The following is a 23,293-nucleotide window of genomic DNA, read 5'->3' on the forward strand; positions in this document are numbered from 1 at the left end:
CAGCAGAAACCGTTCTCATGCCTCGGGCAATGGTGGTGCGGGGGTGAAGATCACGGGGAGGGCGCTCAGAGCGCGATGGAATGGCCCTGGGCGCCAAGACAATTGGTCGGCGGGCACCGACAGCCGGATTTCCGGTAGCGCGTCGAGCAATTGATCCACGGCTTCCTGCGCGATCAGGTAGGCCAGCGGACTGGCCGGGCAGGCGTGCGGGCCCACACCCCACGCCAGATGTGAACGGTTGCCCGCGAACCCGCCCGCGCGGATCGCGGGATCGGTGTTGCAGGCCGTCATGCTGATGACGACCGGCTGATGCGCGGGCAACCAATAGCCGTCCATCAGCACCGGCTGCGGTGGAAAACTGATGCAGAAGTTCGCCATGGGCGGATCATCGAAGAGCACCTCATCGAGCGCGTCGCGCGTGGACAGGCTCCCACCCAGCGCACTGCCGCCGAACCGGTCATCCACCAGGAGCAACAGCAGCGTATTGACGATCAGGTTCTGCTGCGGCTCGATCCCCGCACCGTAGAGCGTGGCCAATTGATGCACCATCTCGGTATCACTCAACCCGGACTGGTGACCGAGCATGCGCGAGGTGACATCGTCGCCCGGCTGCACTCGTTTGTGCAGCGTCAGTCGATGCAAGGCGTCCGCGAGCAGCTTGTTACCCTGCTCGGCGCCGACACCCTCGAAGATCGCGCGAAATCCCTCCGCCGCCTGCCCCGCGATATCCACCGGACAACCCAGCATCTGGTTGAGCACCTGGAACGCGAGCGGAAAAGCGAAGTCGCTCACCAGATCTGCCGACCCGTCGGCACAGAACGAATTGATCAGCGCCACGGCGACCCGCCCGACCGCGCGCTGCAGAGCGTACTGATCGATCCCCGCCAGCCCCGCGGTATTGGCCCGCCGATACCGCGCGTGCTCGATCCCCGCGCTGCGCAAGGCATTCGGCCGCCACTGCATCATCGGCAACACCGGACAATCCGTGGGCACCACCGCCTGCCACCGTCGCGGGTCGGCGGGAAAGTGTTCCGGATCGTTGAGAATCCTTACCGCCGTGCGATATCCGAGTACCAGCGTGGCCGGCACCCCCGGCGCCAATTCCACCGGAGCCATGGCCCCGTACTGCTCGCGCATCTCCCGATAGGCCCGATGCGGATCCGCGGCGAACGCCGGGGTGTAGAGGGGCACCCCGGGCACTGACTCTGACATCGACCCCACTTCATACGGTGCGCAATACTCCACCGCCGCCGAACACCGCACATCCCGGACGCGGAACGAGGTCACCCTACCGACGTCAACGCCCTCACCGGCGCGAATCCGGTCGATTTCGCGAAAACGTTGACAGCGGAGAGTCAAAGTCGGCAGGCTTTACGAGGCGCAACTGCCTCCCAGGGCAGATTGCCGCGCTATTCCGGCTGTCAGCGATCCCAGGAACGCAACAGAGACCGCCCGGCAGCGCTCGAAGACACGAAGGACCCGTAATACGGCGTCCCATTCTTGTAGTTCGGACCGGAAACCTACCGATTCGGAGGTTTGGAATGTCTGATCGCAATAAGGGCCGAAAACCCGGCCAGATGGCAAACAAGGCCAAGCAGGGCATGAAGGACCAAGGCCAGCGTGCGGAACAGAACATGGACCGGATGGCCGAGGAAGCCAAGCGCGAGATGGACCGTCTCGGCGGCGGCGTGCGGCGTGAAGCCCAGCAGGCGCGGTCGGATATCAAGGACATGAACAACGAGATGAAGCAGAAACTGCAGCACCACTAATCCAGGAGGTGCGCAGCCCATGAGAACGGCCGGTCCGTCAAAGGCCTTTGACGGACCGGCCGTTCCTGATAAGGGAGGCTTTCCCAGTGCCTGTATCACCAGGGTCTCCCAGACGTTCGGGACGCCTGTCAATCTGACCGTGTCAGCACATGCATTCACGGCAGAACGGGCGAAGACCGATGGCGGAGAACCAATTCACCACTCACACAGCACTTTTCGATCTGAGTGGGAAGTGCGCACTTGTCACTGGCGGCACCAAGGGTATCGGGATGATGATTGCGCGCGGCCTGCTGCAGGCGGGCGCCCGCGTCATTATCAGTTCGCGCAACGCAGACGCGTGCGCGGAGGCACAGCAGCTGCTGTCCGAATTCGGTGACGTTCGGGCAATTCCCGCCGACTTGTCCAAGCACGATGAGTGTCAGCGCCTTGCTGATTTCGTCATGGACGACTCGGAACGCCTGGACATTCTCGTCAACAACGCGGGAGCGATGCGGCGCGAGCCACTGGAGACGTTCCCGGACGAGGCGTGGGACGCGGTGCTCGATCTCAATCTCAAATCACCGTTCTGGCTGGTGCAGGCGCTGCTTCCCGCGCTTCGCAAGGCGGGCAGCGCCGATGATCCCGCGCGGATCATCAATATCGGCAGTATCGCCGCGATCCACGTTGCTGAGTCGCCCAACTATTCGTACGCCGGTAGCAAAGCGGCATTGCATCAGCTCACCAGGGTGCTGGCCAGAGAGCTTGGCCCGCAGCATATTACGGTGAATGCGGTAGCGCCGGGACCGTTCCCGTCGGAGATGATGGCGTCCACGCTCGATGCCGTCGGTGACACGATCGTGGCGAAGGCCCCGTTGCGCCGGCTCGGCCGCGATGACGACATGGCAGGGATCGCCGTGTTCCTCGCCAGCCGGGCCGGGTCCTACCTCACGGGCACCATCATCCCGATCGACGGCGGCATCGCCACCACGGCATCCGGTACCTAGCGACGGGGTGCGCAGCCCTCGGGGGTACCAGCAGGACCTCCCTTCGCCTGCGTCCAGGGCCTACGGTGGCGAGGTGGCCACGATCGATCTACGCACTGAGATCAAGGAATTCCTGAGCTCGCGTCGCGCGCGAATCGCGCCCGAGCGGGCCGGACTGCCCGCCTACGGCGGTTACCGCCGGGTCAAAGGTCTGCGGCGCGAAGAGGTCGCGCTACTGGCGGGTGTATCGATCGACTACTACGTGCGGATGGAGCGCGGCAGCCTCGCCGGCGCCTCAGACAGGGTGCTCGACGCGTTGGCCGCTGCCTTGCAACTCGACGAGGCCGAGCGCGATCACCTGTTCCACCTTGCGCGGCAGTCCAGGACACCCAGCGGTCCACGCCGCCGGCGCCCCGCCGTGACGGTGCGCCCGGCGCTTCGGCAGGTGCTCGACGCCATCACCGATGCGCCGGCCTGGGTTTGCAACGCCCGTTTCGACGTGCTGGCCACGAATCACCTTGCCCGCGCGCTGTATTCACCGGTGCTGGCCGACACGCGACGACCGGCCAACACCGCGCGGTTCGTGTATCTGGATCCCGAAGCGGCAGAAACGTTCTTCGTCGACTATGACCGAATCACCGGCGATGTGGCCGCGAAGCTCCGCATGGAAGCCGGCCGCAATCCTCACGACGAGGAGCTGATCGCCCTGGTCGGTGAATTATCAACGCGCAGCGAACTGTTTCGGCAGCGGTGGGCATCGCAGGATGTTCGGCTGCATCGGTCCGGACGCAAGCGTGTGCACCATCCGGTAGTGGGACGGCTCGATCTGGACGTCGAGTCGATGGAGCTGCCTGCCGAACCCGGCCTGCTCATGAACGTCTACACCGCGCCCGCCGGCACGGCGACCGCGGACGGTCTGGCCCTCTTGGCGTCGTGGGCGGCCGGCCAGGAGAAGGCAGCGACCGAGATTCAGACACTCAGCTGATATTCCGACCTTTTCGAGATCGAGCAGCGAGGGCTGCGGTGTAGACAGACAGGATTTCGGTGATGTGATTCGACTGGCGGGGCTCGTCGGCGTGGGCGGCCAGGGACTTGCGCATCAGAGGTAGGCGCGTGCGGTCCTCGGCGAGTGAGTTGAGTTCGGTGGCAAAGGATTCCACCGAGGGGTTGACAGTGCGGACGCCGCCGTCCTCCGGGACGGTTTCGGAGAGTTCGGGGTCGCAATAGAGGACGGGCAGGCCCATTGCCACGGCTTCCAGCAGGACCATGCCCTGGGTGTCGCAGTCGGAGGTGAGGAGCAGGACATCGTGGGTGCGCATGGCGGTGAGGCAATCGGATTGGTCGACTTCGCCGTGCAGGTGCACGCGGTGTGACAAGTTCGCGGCGGTGATGGCCGTGCGGGCACTGTCGGCGAGGGGGCCGCTGCCGTAGATGTCCAGGGTGCAGTCCTCAACGAGGCGGGCTACTTCGATGGCTTCGAGGGGGCGCTTTTCCTGCGATAGGCGACCGCACCACAAGGCGCGCAGCGGCTCGCCCGGGTTCGGTGCGGGATCGGGTGCGCTGCGGATGCGGTCGAGCAGGGCGTCGTCGATTCCGTTGGATACCACGTGGATCGGCCGGTCGACGCCGCGGGCGGCGAGGCGGCGGGCGAAGTGGTGGGTGGGCACGATCACGTGGTCGGTGGCTTGTGCGTGGGCGATCAGCGGGCGCCAGGCCAGGCGCGTGGTGCGGGTGTCACCGGCGAAGGGTGGCTGGCGGCGCCGGGGGACGAACCAGCCGTGAAGCAGCCGCATGGTCAAAGCCGCCATGAATGGTGCGGGAGAGTACTTTTCGATGACGGTGTCATCGCGGCTCTGCATGGTTTGGATTATCGGGATGTCGTGACGGCGGGCGGCGCGGATGCCGGAGATGCCGCAGCCGTATGTGGTCAGGGAGTGCACGAGATCGATGGGGCCGCGTTCGGTGAAGGCGTCATCGATCAGCCGTTGATTGGCGCGCGTGGGCAGTACCACCGGCAGGCCGTTCGACATCGAGAAAGGCACCGAGCGGAGAAGGACCGTGTCGGCGTCAGTGGGCACGGATCCTGGTGCGGGAGCGCAGAAGATCGTGACGCGGTGGCCTTGCGCGCGCAGGGCATCGCACAGGGATCGCATCGCGGTTTGGACGCCGCCCAGGGTGGCTGGGTGGAAGTCGGTGAACAGGGCGATGTGCAGGGATTCGGCCATGGATCAGGCCGAGGTCGTGACGGAGAGTTTCTCCACCGCGTCCGCGGCGGCCTGGATGCCGTTCTCGGCGGAGACCTGGCGGCCGAGTTCTGCTGCGCGACTGCGGGCTTCGGGTGTCAAGGTCCGGACGAGTGCGTCGTGCAGTCGATCCTCGGTCAGTTTCGGGTACGGGAAGTCGGCGCCGACGCCGAGTGCCGATATCCGCCAGCCGTAGAAGAACTGGTCGCTGTGCACGCCGATCACCACCGCGGGCAGTCCGGCGCGCAGCACGTCGTGGGTGTTGCCGCTGCCGCCGTGGTGGACGACTGCCCGGCATCGCGGGAGGATGCGGTCGTAGTCGAAGGAGTCCAGGACGAACAGCCGACGATCGTAGCCGATGCCGCGCGGGTAACCCTCGCCCTTGACCGTCACCAGGGCACGAGCGCCCAGTCTGCGGCACACGGAGGCGATGAGGTCGCAGGCCGCGGTCGGGTCGAGGATCGGCATGCCGGTCAGGCAGAAGTAGATCGGCGGCTCGCCCTCGTCGAGCCAGTCGGTCAGCGCCGGGTCGACTGCCGCTTCGCCCCACGCCCCGCGCAGATGTGTGGGCAGGATCGGCGCGCCGACGACGGTCGAGCGGTCCGGCCAGTCCGCGGGTTTGGGCAGCAGCACCGGACTCACCATGTGCACCAGCGGGATCCCTTCCGCGCGGATGCGCCGGAACGGATTCTGCGGTTTGCCGGGCAGCCCCATCAGCTCGCGGACCCGCCGATCCATCTTGTGATACGCCACGCCATAGGTGATTTCGAACGCCGTGTAGCTGGCGAGGCGCAGTCGCCGCGACGACACCATCTTCTTGACGGTGAACGAGGACGGGAACTCCGCGGTGCGCTCGAGCGGATAGGGCAGCCCGCCGATCACCTGCTGCCCGGTCTTCTCCCGCCGCTCCATCGCCCACGGCAGCGTCGAGGCGCAGGACACGATCACATCCGCGGATTCGCAAGCACCACTGAGCACTTCGTGCATGCGCTCACCGCGTTCACCCGCGATGATCTTCACCGTATCCAGCATGATCTGCAGGAACGGCAGCGGATTGCCGGATGACAGACCGCGTTTGGCCGCGGGTGATTCCAGCAGTTCCGCGGAGTTGAACGGTATGACGTGCGGTTCGAAGCCCGAGCGCCGCACCACGTCCGCGTAGTTCTCGGTGGCGGTCATCTCGACATGGTGCCCGCGCGACCGCAATTCGTCGGCCAGGGCGAGATACGGCTGATGATCGCCGCGGGTTCCCGCGGTCAGCAATGCGATACGCATACTCTCGAATCCATTCGTGATCTCGTCAGTGTCTGATGTCAGCCGGCCGACAGCTCGTCGAGGAAGTCGACGATGTGCCCGAAGACGTCCAGCGCCGCACCGCGGCCGATGAACGTGTCGAGGTGGCCGTAGGACGGAATTTCGGTGTAGCGCACATCGACGCCGGGATTGCGCGCCGACAGCACCTCGTAGCAGAGCTTGTTGGAATCGACCCACGCCTCATTGCGACTGCCGGACAACAGCAGCACCGGGCAATCGATGCGATCGGCCGCGTCGAGGGCGTTCTCCGGGAGTGCCCGGTAGCGGTCGTCGTCGACATTCCAGCGGACGACGGCGTGCGCCAATTCCATTTGCCGCAGATGTGGGAGCACCGACAGCGGGACGGCACCGAACAGCTGGGCCAGCCGGTCGTGTGTGCGCGTGTCGAGGTGGTCGTGCTCGAAGAGCTTGGCGCCCATCCCCCAGCCGTAGTGCACGAGACGGCAGGTCGGGTCGGGGCAGTCGCCCTTGCGCGACAGCGCGGCGTAGAGGAGGGTGCGCCGCGACCACAGTCCGACCTTGCGGAAGTCGGATTCGAGGTGGGTGACGCGCGAGCCGAGCAGTTCACTGGCCACCAGCACACGCATGCGTGCCGACGTGCTGACCTTCGGAGTCAGGAACACGCCCTGTGCGACCACCCCTGCCAATCCGGGGAGCAGTCCGGCGGTCATGCTCAGCGACAGCGACAACGCGCCGATGCAGTGCGCCACCACGAACAGCGGCTGGTCCCCGATCCGCTCCTTGACCTGAGCGACCGCGGCAGGCAGGTCGTAGAGTGCGACGTCGTCGAAGGTGTACGGGCGCCCGGATTCGTTGTATGGCAGCGCGCAACTGCCCCGCCAATCCAGCAGCCAGGATTGATAGCCCGCATCAGCCAGCACGTCGGTGACATTCCGAATCTCGGGCAGCGCGAACATTTCCGACGACACCCCGTGCCCGTGCACCAGCAGCACCGCGGGCGCATCCGCCGGGCCGACGCGACGCAGCCGCAAGTCGACGCCATCGGCGGTCCGGAAGGAAATCACCTCTCCGGCAGCGAGTTCAGTGGATCTGCTGTCGGTCATCGGCGGTGCTCCTTACGCATCGCCCGGCGCAGATCCAGCAGATCGGTACCGACCCGCAGGACCGGTTCCATGAGGCTCTTGCCGAGCTGGCCACCGAACCAGCTGAGCCACAGCAGCTTCGCCAGACGCTGCTGTCGCTCGGGTAGCCGCGGATCGATCTCGATACCGTCGATCTGATCGGGCAGATAGGTGTGCATCGGCACCGCCACCTCGCCCGTATAGATCGCGGGCTCCCCGAGACGTCCGATCTCGATCATCTGTGTCCCGAGCTGGCGCACCAGACGCCGACGGGCGGCGGCGAACTTGTACCCTTGCAGCCACCAGCTGCCACCGGACGAATCGCGCAGTGCCAGCTGGTAATGCATGATCGGATGCCGCGTTTCGTGACGCAGCGGAATGCCGTCGTGCGGCCGGATCGTCGCCGTCCCTTCGACGGTCAGCGGCTGATCGTGCAACGCCGCACACAGCAATTCGCCGCTGACATCGAGGGTTCGCGCGCTGAAAGCCTGAGCACTACTCGCGACCGACAGCGACAACCGCAACTCACAGGGAATGTCGGCGGTCGCACCGATCGCTCCGATAGTCCCGGAAAGCGTTTCGTTGAACCGCAAGTAGGGCTCATCACCCGCACGCGGCCCCAGGCCTGCGATGGTCTCGAGCATCTTCCCGCGTGCCGCCGCCCCCGACGCGGGCGCGGGCAACCCTTGCGCCGCCACGAACGCATCGGTCCGCGCAGCTGTCGCAGGTGGCGCGGTCACCATGGCCGCGAGTTGTCGACGGGCCACGGGACTTTGCAGCACTTGCGCCAGTGATTCCAGCTCCGGCACCGGTTCTTCCCGGATTGCCCGCACCACGTCCTCACACCACTGCTCCCACTGCAGCACTCGCACACCCAAGCCACCCAGCGTGGTCTCGGCCACCACCTGCTCGAGTGAGGTCGGCGCACCGGTGAGGTGATAGGTTTGCCCCCATGCGCTCGGCGTAGCAACGATCTCCGCTGTCACCCGGCTCACCCAATCCACCGGTGCCGCATTCAAATACCGGAACCCTGGCACCGTACGAAATCGCAGGAGCGCCGCGGAGATTCCAGCATTGAGATCGCGCGGATTATGCGCCCCCGTCTCCGGATGACCACCGATCCCGCCCGGCCGCAGCACCGTCACCACGAGCCCATGCCGCGCCGCCCGCTCGAGCAACGCCTCGGCCGCCCATTTCGACCGGTCGTAACCGATCGGCAGCGCGGCAACATTGGCCGTCGGCTCATCCTCGCCGAGCGTGTCGGACTCGGACCCGTTGAACACCGCCAACGACGACACATGATGCAGCGGCTTCACCGGACCTGCACACGCCAACTCGGCAAGCGTCAACAGGCCCAGCACGTTCGTGCGCCGCAACGAGGGATACCCACGCAGGAAATCCACCGCCGCCCCCGCATTGACAATGGAATCAACCTCCCCCGCAAGCCTCTCCCACCGCCCGTCGGACAATCCCAGCCGAGCCTCCCGCAGATCTCCCGCGACCGCGGTAACCCGCCGCATTACCTCACGCGAGGACGGTAGCGAGAACTTCCGCAACGCTGCCCGCAGCCGCTCACCGGCTGCCTCATCATCGTCGGCCCGAACCAGGCACATCACGTGAGCTTCGCTGTGCCGCAACAGATCCAGGAGCAGGTGACTCCCGAGGAACCCGGTAGCCCCGGTCAGCAGAATCCGTTGCGGCGCAACCCGCTCCGGCGCAGCCACCAGCGGAAGCCGGTCGGCACCCGCAAGATCGATGAACAGCTGGGCGAGGTCGTCGGTGTCGGCTTCTTCGGTCGACCGCGAAGCCAGGGCTTCGGGGTGGTCGGCCAGCCAGCGGTGTGCCAATCTGCGCGGTCGTGCGTCGAAGAACACGGTGTCGAGATCGGGATCGATGCCCAGCTCACGGCCGAGTGCCGCCAGCAGTTCCACTGCCGCGAGGGAGGTGCCGCCGGCGTCGAAGAAGTCGGTGTCGTCATCCATCGCCGTCACAGCGAACCGATTCGCGACCGCGGTGATGGCCGCCGCCAGTGTGTCTGGGTCCCACTGCCGTGCGTCTGCAGGCGTGATGTCTGCTGCGTTGGTCTGCGGTGCGCCTTGCAGGTCCGTCCACAGCGTGGGTGCACCCGCGGCCACGGTCGCAGCTGCGGTCGCGGTCGCAGCTGCGGTCGCGGGCGCAGCTGCGGTCGCGGGCGCAGCTGCGGGTACGGGCGCAGCTGCGGGTACGGGTACCGGCGCGGGTGCGGTGCCGGTACGGGCGAGCAGGGCGGTGATATCCATTGCGGCGCTGCCGCGTTCGAGGCTTTCGCCACGCGCGCGGCGGTCCACGGCAGAGTTCCGTACGGAGTTGCGGTCGTCGGGATTGCTCACCGCTTCTCCCCCACCGTCTCGGCCAGACGCTCCCAGGATCGGAACTCTCGCAGGCGATCCGGGGACACCGCCACGTCAAGCCGTTGCCCGTCGTCGGTTGCGCCGGGCAGACGTGCGGCCAGTCGCCGGGCGGGTTCGTTGCGGGCGGTGTGCTCGACCACTATCCGAACCGTTGCGCACCCGAGGACGTCGGCGCGCTCGGCCGCCCAACTCAGCAGGCGTTCTTCGACACCGCGGCCGAGGGCACGGCAGCTCAGTTGCCAGCCGCTGACCCACAGCTCGTCCCCGTCCTTACGCAGGGCCAGGACCGAGATCAGTCCGTAGTCGCCGAAGCGGTCGCGTGCTGTCGCGGTCCACACCTCGCCCTCCACGCGCCACCGGTCGAGATCCTCGACGGTGACGGCGCCGAGGGTGAACTGGTTGGTTCGGCGCACGAGTTGGCGAGCCCGCTCGAGTGTGGCGTCGGCCAGTCGGTCGATATCCACTTCGAGTGCCAGTCGTTCCAGGAACTCCTCGAATTCCGTTGCCGCACGGACGGTGTCACGCTCGTGTTCTTCACGGTAGAAGTCGGCGCGCAGCCGGTCCTCCGCGGTCGCGGCGATCGGCGTCATCGGCCACAGTCGCGTGAGGAATGATTCGAGTTCCTCGGCAGGCGGGCACGTCGCCGATAAGACCTCGGGCAGTTGGGCTCGCATGCGCGCGACTTCGACGGGGTTGTCGTCGAGGTAGCAGAAGCTGTCGAGTCCCAGTCGCAGTGTGCGCGCGACCTCCTCGAGCCGCTCGGGCTTGCTGTCCCAGCCCGCGGAGATGGCTGCGAAATCGTTGCGTCGCAGTGGGCTTTCGGGTCGCTCCAGGATGGCCTCGACGATGTCGGCGTCGTTGTTGGTCACCAGTACCAGCAGGGTTCCCGCCGCACGCCACTGCGCGAGCCGCCGGGCCAGCGCCAGCCGTGGCGCATCGAAAACCACTGCCGTGGCGCCACTCTCACCTGCCGTGCCGCTCCACAGGGTGTCGTCGCCATCCACGGCGATCACCTTCGGCGCGGGCTCGGTCACGGCGTCGACGGTCGCGATCAGGGTCAGCGCCACGGCCGCCTGGAGCTCGGGCGAGAAGGGCATATGTGCCAGGACTTCGGTGCGTTCGTCGAAGGGGTTGTCCACCGGATGGTTCCGCGTCCACTCCCCTGACTCGAGCACCGCCACGCCCGCAACGTCGCGCAGTCGTTCGGTGACGAGCCGCTCCCACGCGAGCAGTCGTTCCTCGGTCCGCGCCGACGGCAGTATGCCGACGACGACCGGCTTACGCGTGCGTGCGGCCAAGTCGCGCACGGCCGCCGGATACTCGGCGGCGAGCTCAGCGAGTAGATCATCGGAGATCGCACCGAACCGCTCCAGATCGGCGGCGCGCAGCAACACGATGCCGAGCGCCGTCGAAGGCTGCGCGAAGACCCCCGCAGGGTCACGCAGGCCCGCCAGCACCTGGTGATAAGGCGCCTCCACGACACCGACCACCGCACCCGAGCCATCCAGCGCACCCGAAGCCTGCGCGGAAGCCGCCGACACCAGCTCGGGCAGCCTGCCCAGCGCGAAGGTCGCACCCAGCGCCACACGAACACCAGAACTCGGTTGCGGCGCAGAGGATTCAGGCCGCGCGGGTGCGCCCGGATCGGCAATCACCGCCTCGACCATCGACAGGTACTGTGCACCGAACTCGGCACAGGTATCCGCGTCAATGATGTCGCTGTTGTAGGTGAACCACACCTGCCCGGTGTCCGGCAGTACCGCCACCATGAGGTCGAGATCGGAATAGCCGGTGCTGACCGGCACCACCTCCGTCGCAGCGACTGCAGAGTTGGCGCGCAGATAGTTGAAATACACCTCGATCAGCGGTGCATTGTCGCGATGCAGCCCCTCCGCGGCCAACGCGGTGAGCACCTCGGCGAAGCCTGCACCGGGTACAAGCAGAGTTCGAAGCTGCTCACCGGTACGGCGCAGCACGTCGACGACCAGTTCATCGGCTGGCACCGCCGCCGGGAACGGCACGGGCACACCGAAATACCCGACGGCGTCGGTCGCATCGGCATGCATCCGGGTGTCCACCGGCACCGCCAGCGCGAACCGATCAACCTGTTGCCGCCGTGCCAGCAGCACGGTCAGCGCGCCGAGGAAGATCGCCGCGGGAGTGAGCCCGAGGTCGCGAGCGCGGTCCGCAACCCGGTCATGCAGCCCGCCGGGCATTTCGAGCGCGATCGCGCCCGCACCGTAACTGCGCTGCGCTGGACGCGGATTCGCAAGCGTCAGCTCGAGGCGGCGCACGCCCGCGAACGCTTCACGCCACCGGCCGGTCGCAGCGTCGCCGCGGTCGCGGCCGTTCGGCTGCGCCGCCAGCAACTGATGCATGTCGCGGTTGGTCACCACGTCGCCGAACAGCGCACCAGTCAACTGCGCGTCGCCATGCCGCGCACCGGACAACTCCGGGTCGGTATGCCGCGCACCGTTCAACTCCGGGCTGCCGGGCTGCACTCCGGACAACTCTGCGGCGAGCTCACCGGCGACCAGCAGCATGGACTGCACGTCGCTCATACTGTGATGGGCGCCGAAAAGGAGCACCGGATTGGCGGATTCGGCGTCGAGCAGTTCGAAGCGCCAGAGCGGACCGGTCTCGAGGTTGAACGGGCGGGCCATCAGCTGCCGGAAACGCTCCTGTACGACAGCGTCATCGAGGTGATCGAGTTCGCGCCATGCCGCGAGGTCGCCCGGCTCGCGGTGGATTTCGAGCTGTCGCCCGTGCTCGGCGCTGGGCCGGATGGTGGTGCGCAGCGCGGCGTGGCGGCGGGCCAGTCTTGTCAGTGCCTCCGACAGCTGGGGCCGGGTGATGCGTGCGGGCAGTCGTACGGCGACGCCGCCGGTCTGGGCGGCGCTGGGGATGCCGAGTTGCTCGGTGCGCAGCAGACGCATCATGTCCCGCGTCACCGGGAGCACTTCGACGTCGGGTACCTCGGCGGATTCCGTCTCCGAGGCGCTGGAATCGCTCTGCCGCAACACTTCTCCGAGGAGATGGCCGGCGAGGTCGGTGAGGTTCTGTTCGGCCAGGATGGCACCGAGTGGCACCGAGATTCCGGTGTGCTCGCGCACTTTGTTGCGCAGTTCGATTGCCATCAACGAGTCCAGGCCCAGGCTCTGGAAGGTCTCCTCGGCCGAAACTGTCTCGGTTCCGGAGTGGCCGAGCACTTGTCCGGTCCATTCGGCGATCGCGGATACTGCGAGCGCGATCGCCTCCGTGCGCGGGAGCGACCGAAGTTGTTCGGCGAAGCGTGAGTCCGCGACGATGTCGGCGGTCGAGTGGTCGGCGACGGCGCGGCGTGCCGCTCGGCGGACCAGTCCGCGCAGCAGCGGCGGCACAGCAGGAGAGCGCCGCAGCACGTCGGTGTCGAGCAGCAGCGGTACCAGCATCGGATCGTCGACACGCAGTGCCGCATCGAAACACGCCATGCCTTGCGGTACTGAGAACGCGCGTACACCCGCGCGTTCGATGCGCCGGATGTCGGCTTGTGCGTAGTGGTCGTGCATATCGACCTCCCACGCACCCCATGCCAGCGACTGGGCAGGGAGCCCGAGCGCTCGCCTGCGCAATGCCAGCGCATCGAGATACGCATTGGCGGCCGCGTAGTTGGCCTGCCCGGGCGTGCCGAAGAGCCCGCCCGCCGCGGAGAACAGCACGAACATCGACAGATCGCGATCGGCCGTCAGCTCGTGCAGGTGGTGTGCCGCATCGACTTTGGGGCGCAGCACGCGGTCGAGTCGCTCGGGGGTCAGTGAGCCGAGCACGCCGTCATCGAGTACGCACGCTGCGTGGACCACTCCCGTCAGCGGCACGCCGTCGAGCAACTCGGCCAGCGCCGATCGGTCGGTGATGTCGCAGGCGGCGAATCGCACCCGCGCGCCATGGTTTTCCAGGTCGTCGTGCAGCTCGTGGCCGCCCGGGCCTTCGATGCCGCGACGGCTCACCAGCATGAGATCTCGAACGCCGTACGCCTCCACCAGATGGCGGGCCAAGGCCGATCCGAGCCGCCCGGGCGCTCCGGTGACCAGAACGACTCCGTTACCGACGGCTGTCCTGCCTTCGGGCACCCGCCCGGCCGGCCTCGGCAATCGGGCCAGCCGTGGCCGGTACGCGGCACCGTCGCGCACGGCGAGCTGTGCTTCGCCGGTGGCGAGGAGGGCGGGGATATCCAGTTCCGAGTCGGTCGTGTCGATCAGCACGATGCGGCCCGGCTGTTCCGACTGTGCCGAGCGCACCAGCCCCCAGGCGACCGCGCCCGCGGGATCCGGAACCTGCGAACCGATCCCGGAGCCGACGGCAACGGCGCCGCGTGTGCGGACCACCAGAGTCGTCCGTTCGAATCGGCTGTCGGCGAGGATCGTTTGCAGCGAGGCCAGGACGTATCGGGCGGTTTCGTGGACCTGCTCGGGTGAGTCACCCGCAGGTACGGAAAGAATGATCGCATCGGCGGACGCGGCCGCAGGAGAGTTCCACTCGCATACCGTGAGTGCCCGCTCCGGAGTCGGCAGCGCAAGTTCCGGCCACTCCATACGGAACAGGCGGCGGTGCGCGGCGGCGACCGACGCGGCGTCCCACTGTGCGGCAGCGACCGGGCGCAGTAGCAGCGAGCCGGCCGATACCACCGGGCGTCCGTTCCGGTCGGTGGCGGACATGGTGATGGTGTCGGCGCCCGAACGAGTCAGCCGGACGCGCAAACTCGTTGCGCCCGAGGCCCACAGTGCGACGTCGGTCCATACGAAGGGCAGTAGTGCATGCGCGCTGTCGCCAGCGAACAGGGCGGTGGCGTGCAGCGCGGCGTCGAGCAGGGCCGGATGGATGCCGAATCGCGCGGCGTCGGCGTGCGCCGATTCGGCGAGTTCGATATCGGCGAAGATTTCATCGTCCCGCCGCCAAGCCGAGCGCAGCGCACGGAACTGCGGGCCGTACTCGTGGCCGCGCGCGAACAGCTCGCTGTAGAGGGTCTCGACATCGACGCGCACCGCGTCGGCGGGCGGCCAGGCCGATGAATCCGCCTGCGGTGGAATCGTTTCGGATTCCTCGGCCAGGCGGCCGTCCGCATGCAGCGTCCAGCCGGCGTCGGGGTCGTTCTCGTCGCGGGCATAGATGCGCACGGTCCGGTGCTCTTCGGTGCCGCCGACGACCGTCTGGATTCGTACGGCGCCGCGCTCGGGCACCAGCAGCGGGGCACGCAACACGAGCTCGCGCAACACTGGGCTGTCCACCTCGTCGCCGGCCCGGATCGCCATTTCGACCAGGGCAGCGCCGGGCAGCAGCACCGCGTTCGGTCCCGCATGATCGGCCACCCAGGGCTGCAGGCGGCGTGAGAGTCGCCCGGTCAGGATGACGCCGTCCGAATCCGGTTGCGGCACCACCGCGCCCAGGACAGGGTGCGCGACCTCTTCGAGGCCGAGCGCGGCGGTATCGCGGTTGCTGCGTTCGGTCCAGAATCGGCGTTCGTCGAAGGCGTAGGTGGGCAGGTCAACCCGGCCGTATTCCGGAACCGAACCGGTCCAGTCGAGTTCGTGGCCCGCCACGTAGAGGGCGGCTTGCGCTCTGGCGAGGCTGGTGGGTCCGTCCTGGTCGCGTACCAGGGAACCGACCGCCACCACTTCGCGGTCGAGGCTCTCGGACACCGATTGCACTGCCGCGGTGAGCGAAGGATGCACACCTAGCTCGACGAAGTATCGGAAGCCGTCGGCGATCATGCGCTCGATGGTGGGCATGAACAGTACGGTCTGGCGTGCGTTCTGATACCAGTAGGCAGGGTCGATCGGCTCGCTCGGCACGAGTTCGCCAGTCACCGTCGAATACCACTGTGTGGCAGGTGCATTCGTGGTGATATCGCCCAGCTCGGCCAGCAGTGGTTCGCGGATGGTTTCGATCAGTCGGCTGTGCCCGCCGAAGCCGATGCCCGCGGCGCCGAGTCTGGTGTAGACGCCCTCGCGGTCGAGTTCGGCCAGCAATTCCTCGACCGCAGCCTGTTCACCGGTCACGATCGTCGAGCGCCGGACATTGACGGCCGCGACCGAGACTCGCCCGTCGCGATCTGCCAGCCGGCCGCGAACCTCGTCCACGGGCAGGCCGACGAGTGCCATCGCGCCCGGTTCGGGAACGGCGTGCATCAGGCGACTGCGCGCGACGACGATCCGTGCGGCGTCGCCCAATTCGAGCACTCCGGCACAGTAGGCGGCGGCGACCTCGCCTTGCGAGTGACCGACCACCGCGTCCGGGGTTACACCCGCCGCGCGCCAGACTGCCGTGAGTCCAGCCATGGCCGCAAACAACAGCGGCTGCACGATGGGCGATTCCAGCAGTTCCGCCGCGGTCAGCTCGGCGAGCTTGTTGACCAGGGACCAGCCGAGCAGTGCCCCGAATACCTTGTCGCACTGCTCGAATTCGGCGCGGAACTCCTCGGAGCAGGCGAGCATGTCGCGCGCCATTCCCACCCACTGCGAGCCCTGCCCGGGGAATATGAACGCCGTCTTGGCGTTGGTGAGCACCGCGCCCGCACCGACGATGACATTCACTGAGGACCCGCCGTCCACGAGCTCGCGCAGCCCAGCGACCATTTCGTCCCGATCGGCCGCCACTACAACGGCGCGACGTTCGAACTGCGTGCGCTGCAATGCCAGTGCGCGTGCGACCGGTCCCGGCGTCAGTCCTGGTTCGGCGATCACCAGGTCGAGCAGCCGCTCGGCCTGACCGTGCAACGATGCCTGGCTGCGAGCCGAAATCGGCAGCAGCGCAACACCACTCCGGTCATGGCCTGAAGTCTCCGGCGCTGCCAAGGACTCGGCCGGCGCCTCTTCGAGGATCAGGTGCGCGTTCGTGCCGCTGAGCCCGAAGGCGCTCACCCCGGCACGCCGCGGCCGATCACCGCGCCGCCACGGCAGCGCCTCCGCGGCCACGGCGACCCCACTGCGCTCCCAATCGACATGCGCCGACGGCACACCCGCATTCAAGGTGGCGGGGATGCGCTCATGCTGCAGTGCGAGGACCAATTTGATGACACTGCCGACGCCTGCCGCGGCTTGTGTATGTCCCACATTGGATTTCAGCGATCCGATGCCGAGCGGACGGGCCGGATCACGACCGGGCCCGAACACTCGCGCGAGCGCCCGCGCCTCGATCGGATCCCCGAGCGCGGTACCGGTGCCGTGTGCTTCGACGTAGTCGATATCGTGCGGCGCCAGACCCGAAACGCACAGCGCCGAACGCAGCACCTGTTCCTGTGCAGCACCGTTCGGCGCGCTGAGCCCCTGGCTGCGCCCGTCCTGATTGACCGCGGAGCCACGGATAACCGCGAGGACCCGGTCTCCGTCACGGCGTGCGTCACCGAGCCGTTTCAGCAGCACCAGCCCCGCGCCCTCGGCCCACACCGTCCCGTCCGCATCGGCGGAGAAGGGCGCACATCTGCCGGTCGGTGACAGCACGCCCAGCTTGCACAGCTCGATATGCGCGATCGGCGACATCAGCAGCGTGGCACCACCCGCCAGGGCGAGATCGCATTCCCCCGATCGCAATGCCTGCATCGCCGAATGCATCGCGACGATCGAGGAGGAGCAGGCGGTGTCCATGGTCACCGCCGGACCGTGCAATCCCAGCGTGTAGGAGATCCGTCCGGAGGCGACACTGGGCGAAAGTCCTGTTCCGACTTGACCATTGAGCTGCTCGGGCGCGGGATCGGCGAGATAGCCGGTGCTGTACACGCCGAGGTACACGCCGGTCTGGCTGCCGTGCAGAGTGCGCGGATCGCGACCGGATCGTTCGATCGCCTCCCACGCCAGCTGCAGCATGATGCGCTGCTGCGGATCCATGACCGCGGCCTCGCGCGGCCCGATGCCGAAGAACGCGGCGTCGAAGCGATCGATGCCGTCGACATAGCCGCCGCGGAAGGTGTAGGCCTTGCCGGTCGCGGTGGTGTCGGGGTCGTACAGGCCGTCGATGTCCCAGCGACCCACGGGCACTTCACCGAGCGCGTCACCGTTGCCGTCGAGCAGTCGCCACAGTGCTTCGGGCGAGTCTGCTGCGCCGGGGAATCGGCAGGCCATCGACAGAATCGCGATCGCGTCATCGTCCGAGTCGTCCTCGCGGACATCCGCACGCTCGTCTGTCCCGTTGTCTGCGGGCTCGGCTACGTCGCCGTGCGCGGTCTCGATTCCCGGTGCGATCGGCGCGGCGGGTGCCAGCGCCATGGCCACGCCGTCGATCGTGGGATGGTCGAAGAACATGTTGGTGTCGACGAAGCTGCCGACGAAGTCGGACAGCTCGATCACGAGTTCCACCAAATCGTGTGAGCCCAAACCGAATTCGACCAACGGCAGATGCACGTCGATGCGCTCGGGATCCAGTGCCGCCTGCCGCGCGATCTCGAGCACCAGCCAGGATCGGATCGCCTCCGCGGACGGACCTGTCGCCGCGTCCTCGGCCTCCGCACGCGGCGCTTCCGGTTCATAGTCGAAGAGCTCGTCTTCGGGTGAACGCAGCGGACCAGCTGTCAGCGTGAGCAGTTCACCGGAGAGGTAGGCCGCCCGGCACGCCGATCGCTGAATCTTGCCGCTGCTGGTCTTGAAGATCGTGCCCGGCCGGATCAGCAGCACCGTCGCGAGCGTAAGCCCGTATTCGGCCGAGACCGCGCCACGCACAGCGCCTTCGATCGCGGCCAGCTCGTCGGGGTCTTCGGTGCGGACCTCGGCCACCACCACCGGCTGCTCCGCCCCTGCGAGTTCGACGGAGAACGCCGCGACACAGCCCGGCCGGATCCCGCTGTGCGCGGCCTCGACGGTCGATTCGATGTCCTGCGGATAGTGATTGCGCCCGTCGATGATCAGCAGATCCTTGCGCCTGCCGGTGACGAACAGTTCGCCGTCGGAGCGGATTCCGAGATCACCCGTACGGAGGTAGCGGCGCTCGTCGCCAGGCAACTTCGCCCCGAACACTTCCTCGGTAGCTTCGGCATCGCGAAAGTACCCGGCGGCAACGCTCTTTCCAGTGACCCAGATTTCGCCTTCGATCCCGTCGGCGCGTTCGACACCTTGCTCGGGGTCGACGATTGCGATCGATATGCCCTCGACCGGTCGCCCGACCCCGACCCACTCCCGGCGCGAGCCCGCACCCTTAATCTCGCGAACCGTCGGCGCCTCGGTGGTCGACGAAGCAGTCACGATCAACGTGGCCTCGGCCAGCCCGTACACGGGCTGATGGGCTTTCGCACGGAATCCGGCCCCGGCGACCGCGTCGGTGAACCGCCGCATGGTCGCGGCCCGCACCGGCTCGGAGCCATTGAACGCCACCCGCCACCGAGTCAGATCCACCCCATCGAGCTGCGCGGGCGTGATCTTGCGCGCGCACAGCTCGTAAGCGAAGTTCGGGCCGCCGCTCGTGTGCGCGCGATAAGTGGAGATCGCCTGCAGCCAACGCTCGGGCCGCTGCAGGAAGTGCAGCGGCGACATCAGCACCGAATGCGCGCCCAGGTAGATGGTATGCAGCAGTGGCGCAATGAGTCCCATATCGTGGTACATCGGCAGCCAGCTGGCGAACAGCGCGCCATCCCACGAGTCGGCGATCGTGCGGTCGTGACCGAGCCCGTCGGCCAGCGCGGCCTGATTGTGCAGCAGGTTCTCGTGCGTGAGCAGGACACCGCGCGGCGCGCTGGTCGACCCGGACGTGTACTGGATGAACGCCACCGATTCCGGTCCGAGATCCGGCTCCCGCCAGCGCATTGCCTGATCACTGCCGATCAGGTCGGTGGCCAGCCACGGCACGGCAGCCAATTCGGGAATCTCGCTGTACAACGCCGCCGCATCCGCGACGACCTTCTGCGGTGCCAGCACCACATCGACTTCGGCGTGGGTGACCATGCGCCGCAGCCGCCGCAGTGACCGGTTGTCCCATTCGGGCAGTGGCGCAGGCACCGCCACCACGCCGGCCGCCAGGCATCCCAGGAACGCTTCGGCGAATTCGCGTCCCGCCGGATACAGCAGCAGCGCCCGCGGCGCCGAATCGCGCCGCGGCACCGATTCCTGTAGTGCGGCGCCGATCGCGCGCACCCGCAATCCCAGCTCGCCGTACGAGATTTCGCGGACGACACCGTCGACGTCGCCACTGTCCAGGAACCGGTACACCAACTCGGTGGGCCGATTCTCGACCTGAGCGAACAGTGTTTCGACGAAAGTGTTGACCACGAACTGCTTCCTCTAACAAGAAACCTGAGCCACGACAGAGCTATCTTTACACCACCCAACCGAACTCGGCGAGATCAACAATCGCGCGGAAGGCCCCGAAAAATAGGGGCAGTGTGAAACGACACTCATTGTGGCCGAGGGAATTTCATGTTTGCGCGGAGCTGATCCAGCAGTGAGGATGGCTGCGTGTCACAGACCGCGATTTCGCTGAACCAGCTGCCCCGACTACGCACCCGCCATTTCGGCCGGCTCGGCGGATTATTGCGGCCCGGCACGCATCAGTCCCCATTGCTGGACCTGGGAAAACGGTTCGTGGTCTCGGCGCCGGGATTTCCCACCATGCTCGTCACCCACGACATGGACGATGTGCGAGAGGTATTCGCCAACCACGACGACTTCTCGATCGGGCAACTGCTGAGCCGCCTGTCCAGCCATGACCGCATGTTCGGCAAACAGACGCTGATCTTCCTCGACGGCGACGCGCACCGGCGGGAACGACGACTGTTTTCCCCGCCGTTCCAGAGCAAGGCGTTGCGCTCGTATGAGGACCTCATGGTGGAGGTGGTCGAGCGTGAGCTGCCGAATTGGCCGGTGGGAGAACCGATCGAGTTCCTGCGGGTCGGCTACGACCTGGCGATAGGTGTGCTGCTCGGTGTCGTCTTCGGCGATGTGGCGCCGGGCCGCCGGGAGCGGCTGCAGGAAGCGGTCAAGCAGTGGTTCGGTGAAATCGAAAGCCGCGGTTTCCTCGCCGTCACCTTGCTGACGCCACTGTTCGGCGGCTACACCCCGCCCTACCCCCCGCTGCAGCGCCGCGAAGCCGATGTCGATGCGGTGATCATCGAGGAGATCACCGCGCGCCGAGCCGCGCCCGGACAGGCCGCGGACCGCCGGGACATGCTGGCCCGCTACATCGATACCGACCTCGATCAGCACGACGATGTCGCACTGGCCCGCAATATGCGCGGAGTCCTGCTGGGCGCCTATGAAACCACCGCGATCACCCTCGGCTGGATCGCCGCCATGCTGGCCGCACACCCGGAAGCCATGGCCGAATTGGACGCGGCCGCCGACTCCGGCGACCAGGACCGCCTCGACGCCTACCTCGATGCCGTGGTCGCCGAAACCATGCGCCTGCGCCCGGTATCGCCTTTCACCGGTCGGCGGGCGCTACGCGACACGGTGATCAACGGTGTCGCAATCCCCAAGGGTGCCATGGTCATCGTCCCGGTTCTGCTCATCCACGAGTCCGAACAGCACTACCCCGACCCGTTGACCTTCCGCCCCGAACGCTTCCTCGACGATCGCCCCAACGGTCACACCTGGCTGACTTTCGGCGCCGGTCCGCACCGCTGTCTGGGCGCGGCGTTCGCGCTCGCCGAGGCGCGAATCCTGTTCCGCGTCATCCTCGAACATCGCCGTATCGAGACAACTCCCGGCTACCTCGAGCCCCCGCGCCGCTTCCACACCGGCCTCAGTCCCGCCGACAATGCCCGCATCACCCTGCTACCCCGCTGACTTCGGCGCGGGAGTGCGGGCCGGGCGCGCCGAGACCCCGTTCCACACCGACTTGGAGCCCGACTCCCCGATCCGGTAAATCTGCACTGTCGCACCGACACTCGCGGCGATCGTGAGAACAGCGACCGCTCCGACGAGCACCTTCGACAACGACCGCCCGCGAGTCTCGAAGTAGTGCACGGCGGCCACGAGCCCGACCGTGATCATCAGCGCGACAGCGAAGTAGATGAACGTGTCGCCGAGATGGGTGTGCGTGTGCAGGTTCGGGTTGCGCCCGACCCGCTTTTCCAGCCACTCCCCCGCATCGGTCGTGATCGGTGTCAGCACCGCCACGCTCACCGCCAGCACGAGGGTCAGCCACACCAGCCGGCGGCGAGCCGCGGGCCACACCGCCGACAGGATCGCGAGTATCGCCGTCAACGGCACCAGCACCACGATGAAATGCACCAGCAGGATGTGGGCCGGCAGGCCATTGAACGTCGACATAGGAAGCTTTCTCGCGAACGGATCGGTCGCGTAAAGCTTTCACATCGTCGCTGTGACGACGCTGAGCCCGGTCGGTGAAACCGCCGTCGACTGGCGGCAAAGCCCGCTGCGTTTCCCGGGTTCGAGGAGGGACCGTCGACAACGATGGGGTCACCGTCCACTACGTGAAGGGCGGGCAGGGGCCGGCGATCGTGCTGCTGCACGGGTGGCCGGAGGACCTGCACGCTTTTCAGAAGGTCGCGCCCGATCTGGCCAAGGACCACACCGTGGTCGCGGTCGATCTGCCGGGCTTCGGCGATTCGGGGTTCGCCAGATCGGACGACGGCTATCAGGCTTTGGCCGTCGCGAGCGACGTCCACGCGGTGGCGCAGAAACTGAGCCTCGGCCGCGTCGACATCATCGGCCATGACTGGGGCGGTGCGATCGGGCTGGCATATGCCGCCGAATACCGTGCCGACGTGGCACACCTGGCGATTCTCGAGGCCCCGCCGACCGGTGACTACCTCAACCAGGTCCAGACCAAGCCCGGGACCTTCTGGTGGGATTGGCTGGCCAACGGCCCGAAGAATGATCTGGCCGACCAGCTCATCGAAGGCAAAGAGCCGAACTTCTACGGGTCCTTCTACCGAGAGGCCGACGGGGACATCGACAAATCCGAGAGCGACGGGCTGATCGCCGCGTACAGCAAGCCCGGCCGCACCCATGCCGGTCTCGAGTACTTCCGCCAACGACGGCCTGAACAGGTCCCGGCACCGATTGCTAGATCCCAACCCGAGCAGGGTGCCGCCGACCGTTTGAGCGGCGCCGTCGGCGCGGACGAGCAGCTCGTCATCGGCGGGCATCCGCAGCGCCTCGCCCATACCGCTGCCGCACCGGATTCCGGTGCGGCAGTTCACAACGCCGACAGCACAGTGCGGTAGGTCAGCCAGCCCACCACCGAATGCGCGTCGCGATCGAGCACCGGCATGCCGGTTGCTTCGGCGCGGCCGAGGGCGTCGAGGGCCTCGGCCAAGGACGCGGATTCGGTGATCTTGGCGGGCATCACGGCGACGTCGCCGACGGTGCCGTGGTCGGACTCGGGGTTGGACAAGGCCTCGGCGACCGAGCGCGCGGTGACGCACCCGTGGTAGCGGCGATCGGCGCCGACGACCGGCAGAATTCCGTTGGCCGACACCACGACCGCGTGATTCGCTTCGGCCAGCGGCGTGTCGGCCGGGATCGGCTCGGGCATCGGTTCCATCACCGTGCCGACCGTCGCCGAGTCGAGGCGAGTAGCCGAACGGTGGTGTGCCGCATCGAGATCCAC

The 23,293-nt window shown here is 67.2% G+C and carries 13 protein-coding genes; 5 read left to right on the forward strand and 8 right to left on the reverse strand.

Features of this window, described 5'->3' with window-relative positions; translation table 11 throughout:
• Window positions 1-15: 15 nt before the first annotated feature.
• Window positions 16-1,212: a cytochrome P450 gene (locus tag ACH438_RS41085; RefSeq protein WP_397015709.1), complete on the reverse strand. Its 1,197-nt coding sequence runs from the start codon at window positions 1,210-1,212 to the stop codon at window positions 16-18.
• Window positions 1,213-1,541: 329 nt separating this feature from the next.
• On the opposite strand from ACH438_RS41085, the gene ACH438_RS41090 reads away from it, so the two are divergent.
• The 3 genes from ACH438_RS41090 to ACH438_RS41100 all read left to right on the forward strand — a co-directional run bounded on the left by ACH438_RS41090 (window position 1,542) and on the right by ACH438_RS41100 (window position 3,716).
• Window positions 1,542-1,769, forward strand: coding sequence for a hypothetical protein (locus tag ACH438_RS41090; RefSeq protein WP_397015711.1), 228 nt, complete (start codon window positions 1,542-1,544; stop codon window positions 1,767-1,769).
• 179 nt (window positions 1,770-1,948) lie between these two features.
• Window positions 1,949-2,752 carry an SDR family oxidoreductase gene (locus ACH438_RS41095; RefSeq protein WP_397015713.1) on the forward strand — a complete coding sequence of 268 codons (804 nt, stop codon included), beginning with the start codon at window positions 1,949-1,951 and terminating at the stop codon, window positions 2,750-2,752.
• A 73-nt stretch (window positions 2,753-2,825) separates the two neighbouring features.
• The gene (locus tag ACH438_RS41100) at window positions 2,826-3,716 is read left to right on the forward strand and encodes a helix-turn-helix domain-containing protein (protein WP_397015715.1); all 891 of its coding nucleotides are present in this window, start codon (window positions 2,826-2,828) and stop codon (window positions 3,714-3,716) included.
• Here the strand turns inward: ACH438_RS41100 and ACH438_RS41105 are convergent.
• From ACH438_RS41105 to ACH438_RS41125, 5 genes are read right to left on the reverse strand one after another with little or no spacing between them, the layout of a single operon-like run.
• Window positions 3,709-4,956: a glycosyltransferase gene (locus tag ACH438_RS41105; RefSeq protein WP_397015717.1), complete on the reverse strand. Its 1,248-nt coding sequence runs from the start codon at window positions 4,954-4,956 to the stop codon at window positions 3,709-3,711. The genes ACH438_RS41100 and ACH438_RS41105 overlap by 8 nt on opposite strands.
• Window positions 4,957-4,959: 3 nt before the next feature.
• On the reverse strand, window positions 4,960-6,249 hold the full coding sequence (locus ACH438_RS41110; protein ID WP_397015719.1) for a glycosyltransferase: 1,290 nt from the start codon (window positions 6,247-6,249) through the stop codon (window positions 4,960-4,962).
• A gap of 38 nt (window positions 6,250-6,287) precedes the next feature.
• Window positions 6,288-7,352, reverse strand: a complete 1,065-nt coding sequence (locus ACH438_RS41115; RefSeq protein WP_397015721.1) for an alpha/beta hydrolase — start codon at window positions 7,350-7,352, stop codon at window positions 6,288-6,290.
• A complete protein-coding gene (locus tag ACH438_RS41120) occupies window positions 7,349-9,739 on the reverse strand; it encodes a thioester reductase domain-containing protein (RefSeq protein WP_397015723.1) in 2,391 nt (796 codons plus the stop codon). Before ACH438_RS41120 ends, ACH438_RS41115 begins: the two co-directional genes overlap by 4 nt.
• Window positions 9,736-19,986 carry an HAD-IIIC family phosphatase gene (locus tag ACH438_RS41125; RefSeq protein ID WP_397015725.1) on the reverse strand — a complete coding sequence of 3,417 codons (10,251 nt, stop codon included), beginning with the start codon at window positions 19,984-19,986 and terminating at the stop codon, window positions 9,736-9,738. The genes ACH438_RS41120 and ACH438_RS41125 overlap by 4 nt, the downstream gene beginning before the upstream one ends.
• A 186-nt stretch (window positions 19,987-20,172) precedes the next feature.
• Here ACH438_RS41125 and ACH438_RS41130 point away from each other — a divergent pair, with 186 nt between their 5' ends.
• Window positions 20,173-21,501, forward strand: coding sequence for a cytochrome P450 (locus ACH438_RS41130; RefSeq protein WP_397015727.1), 1,329 nt, complete (start codon window positions 20,173-20,175; stop codon window positions 21,499-21,501).
• Here the strand turns inward: ACH438_RS41130 and ACH438_RS41135 are convergent.
• Complete coding sequence (locus ACH438_RS41135) at window positions 21,490-21,987, reverse strand: DUF2231 domain-containing protein (protein ID WP_397015729.1); 498 nt, start codon at window positions 21,985-21,987, stop codon at window positions 21,490-21,492. The two genes, ACH438_RS41130 and ACH438_RS41135, sit on opposite strands and share 12 nt — an antisense overlap.
• A 164-nt stretch (window positions 21,988-22,151) precedes the next feature.
• On the opposite strand from ACH438_RS41135, the gene ACH438_RS41140 reads away from it, so the two are divergent.
• On the forward strand, window positions 22,152-22,907 hold the full coding sequence (locus ACH438_RS41140) for an alpha/beta fold hydrolase (RefSeq protein WP_397015731.1): 756 nt from the start codon (window positions 22,152-22,154) through the stop codon (window positions 22,905-22,907).
• Here the strand turns inward: ACH438_RS41140 and ACH438_RS41145 are convergent.
• Window positions 22,880-23,293, reverse strand: a 414-nt coding sequence (locus ACH438_RS41145) for a CBS domain-containing protein (RefSeq protein WP_397015733.1), incomplete at its 5' end; no start/stop codon positions are given. The genes ACH438_RS41140 and ACH438_RS41145 overlap by 28 nt on opposite strands.

Source organism: Nocardia sp. NPDC020380, assembly GCF_044386975.1.
GTDB lineage: Bacteria > Actinomycetota > Actinomycetes > Mycobacteriales > Mycobacteriaceae > Nocardia.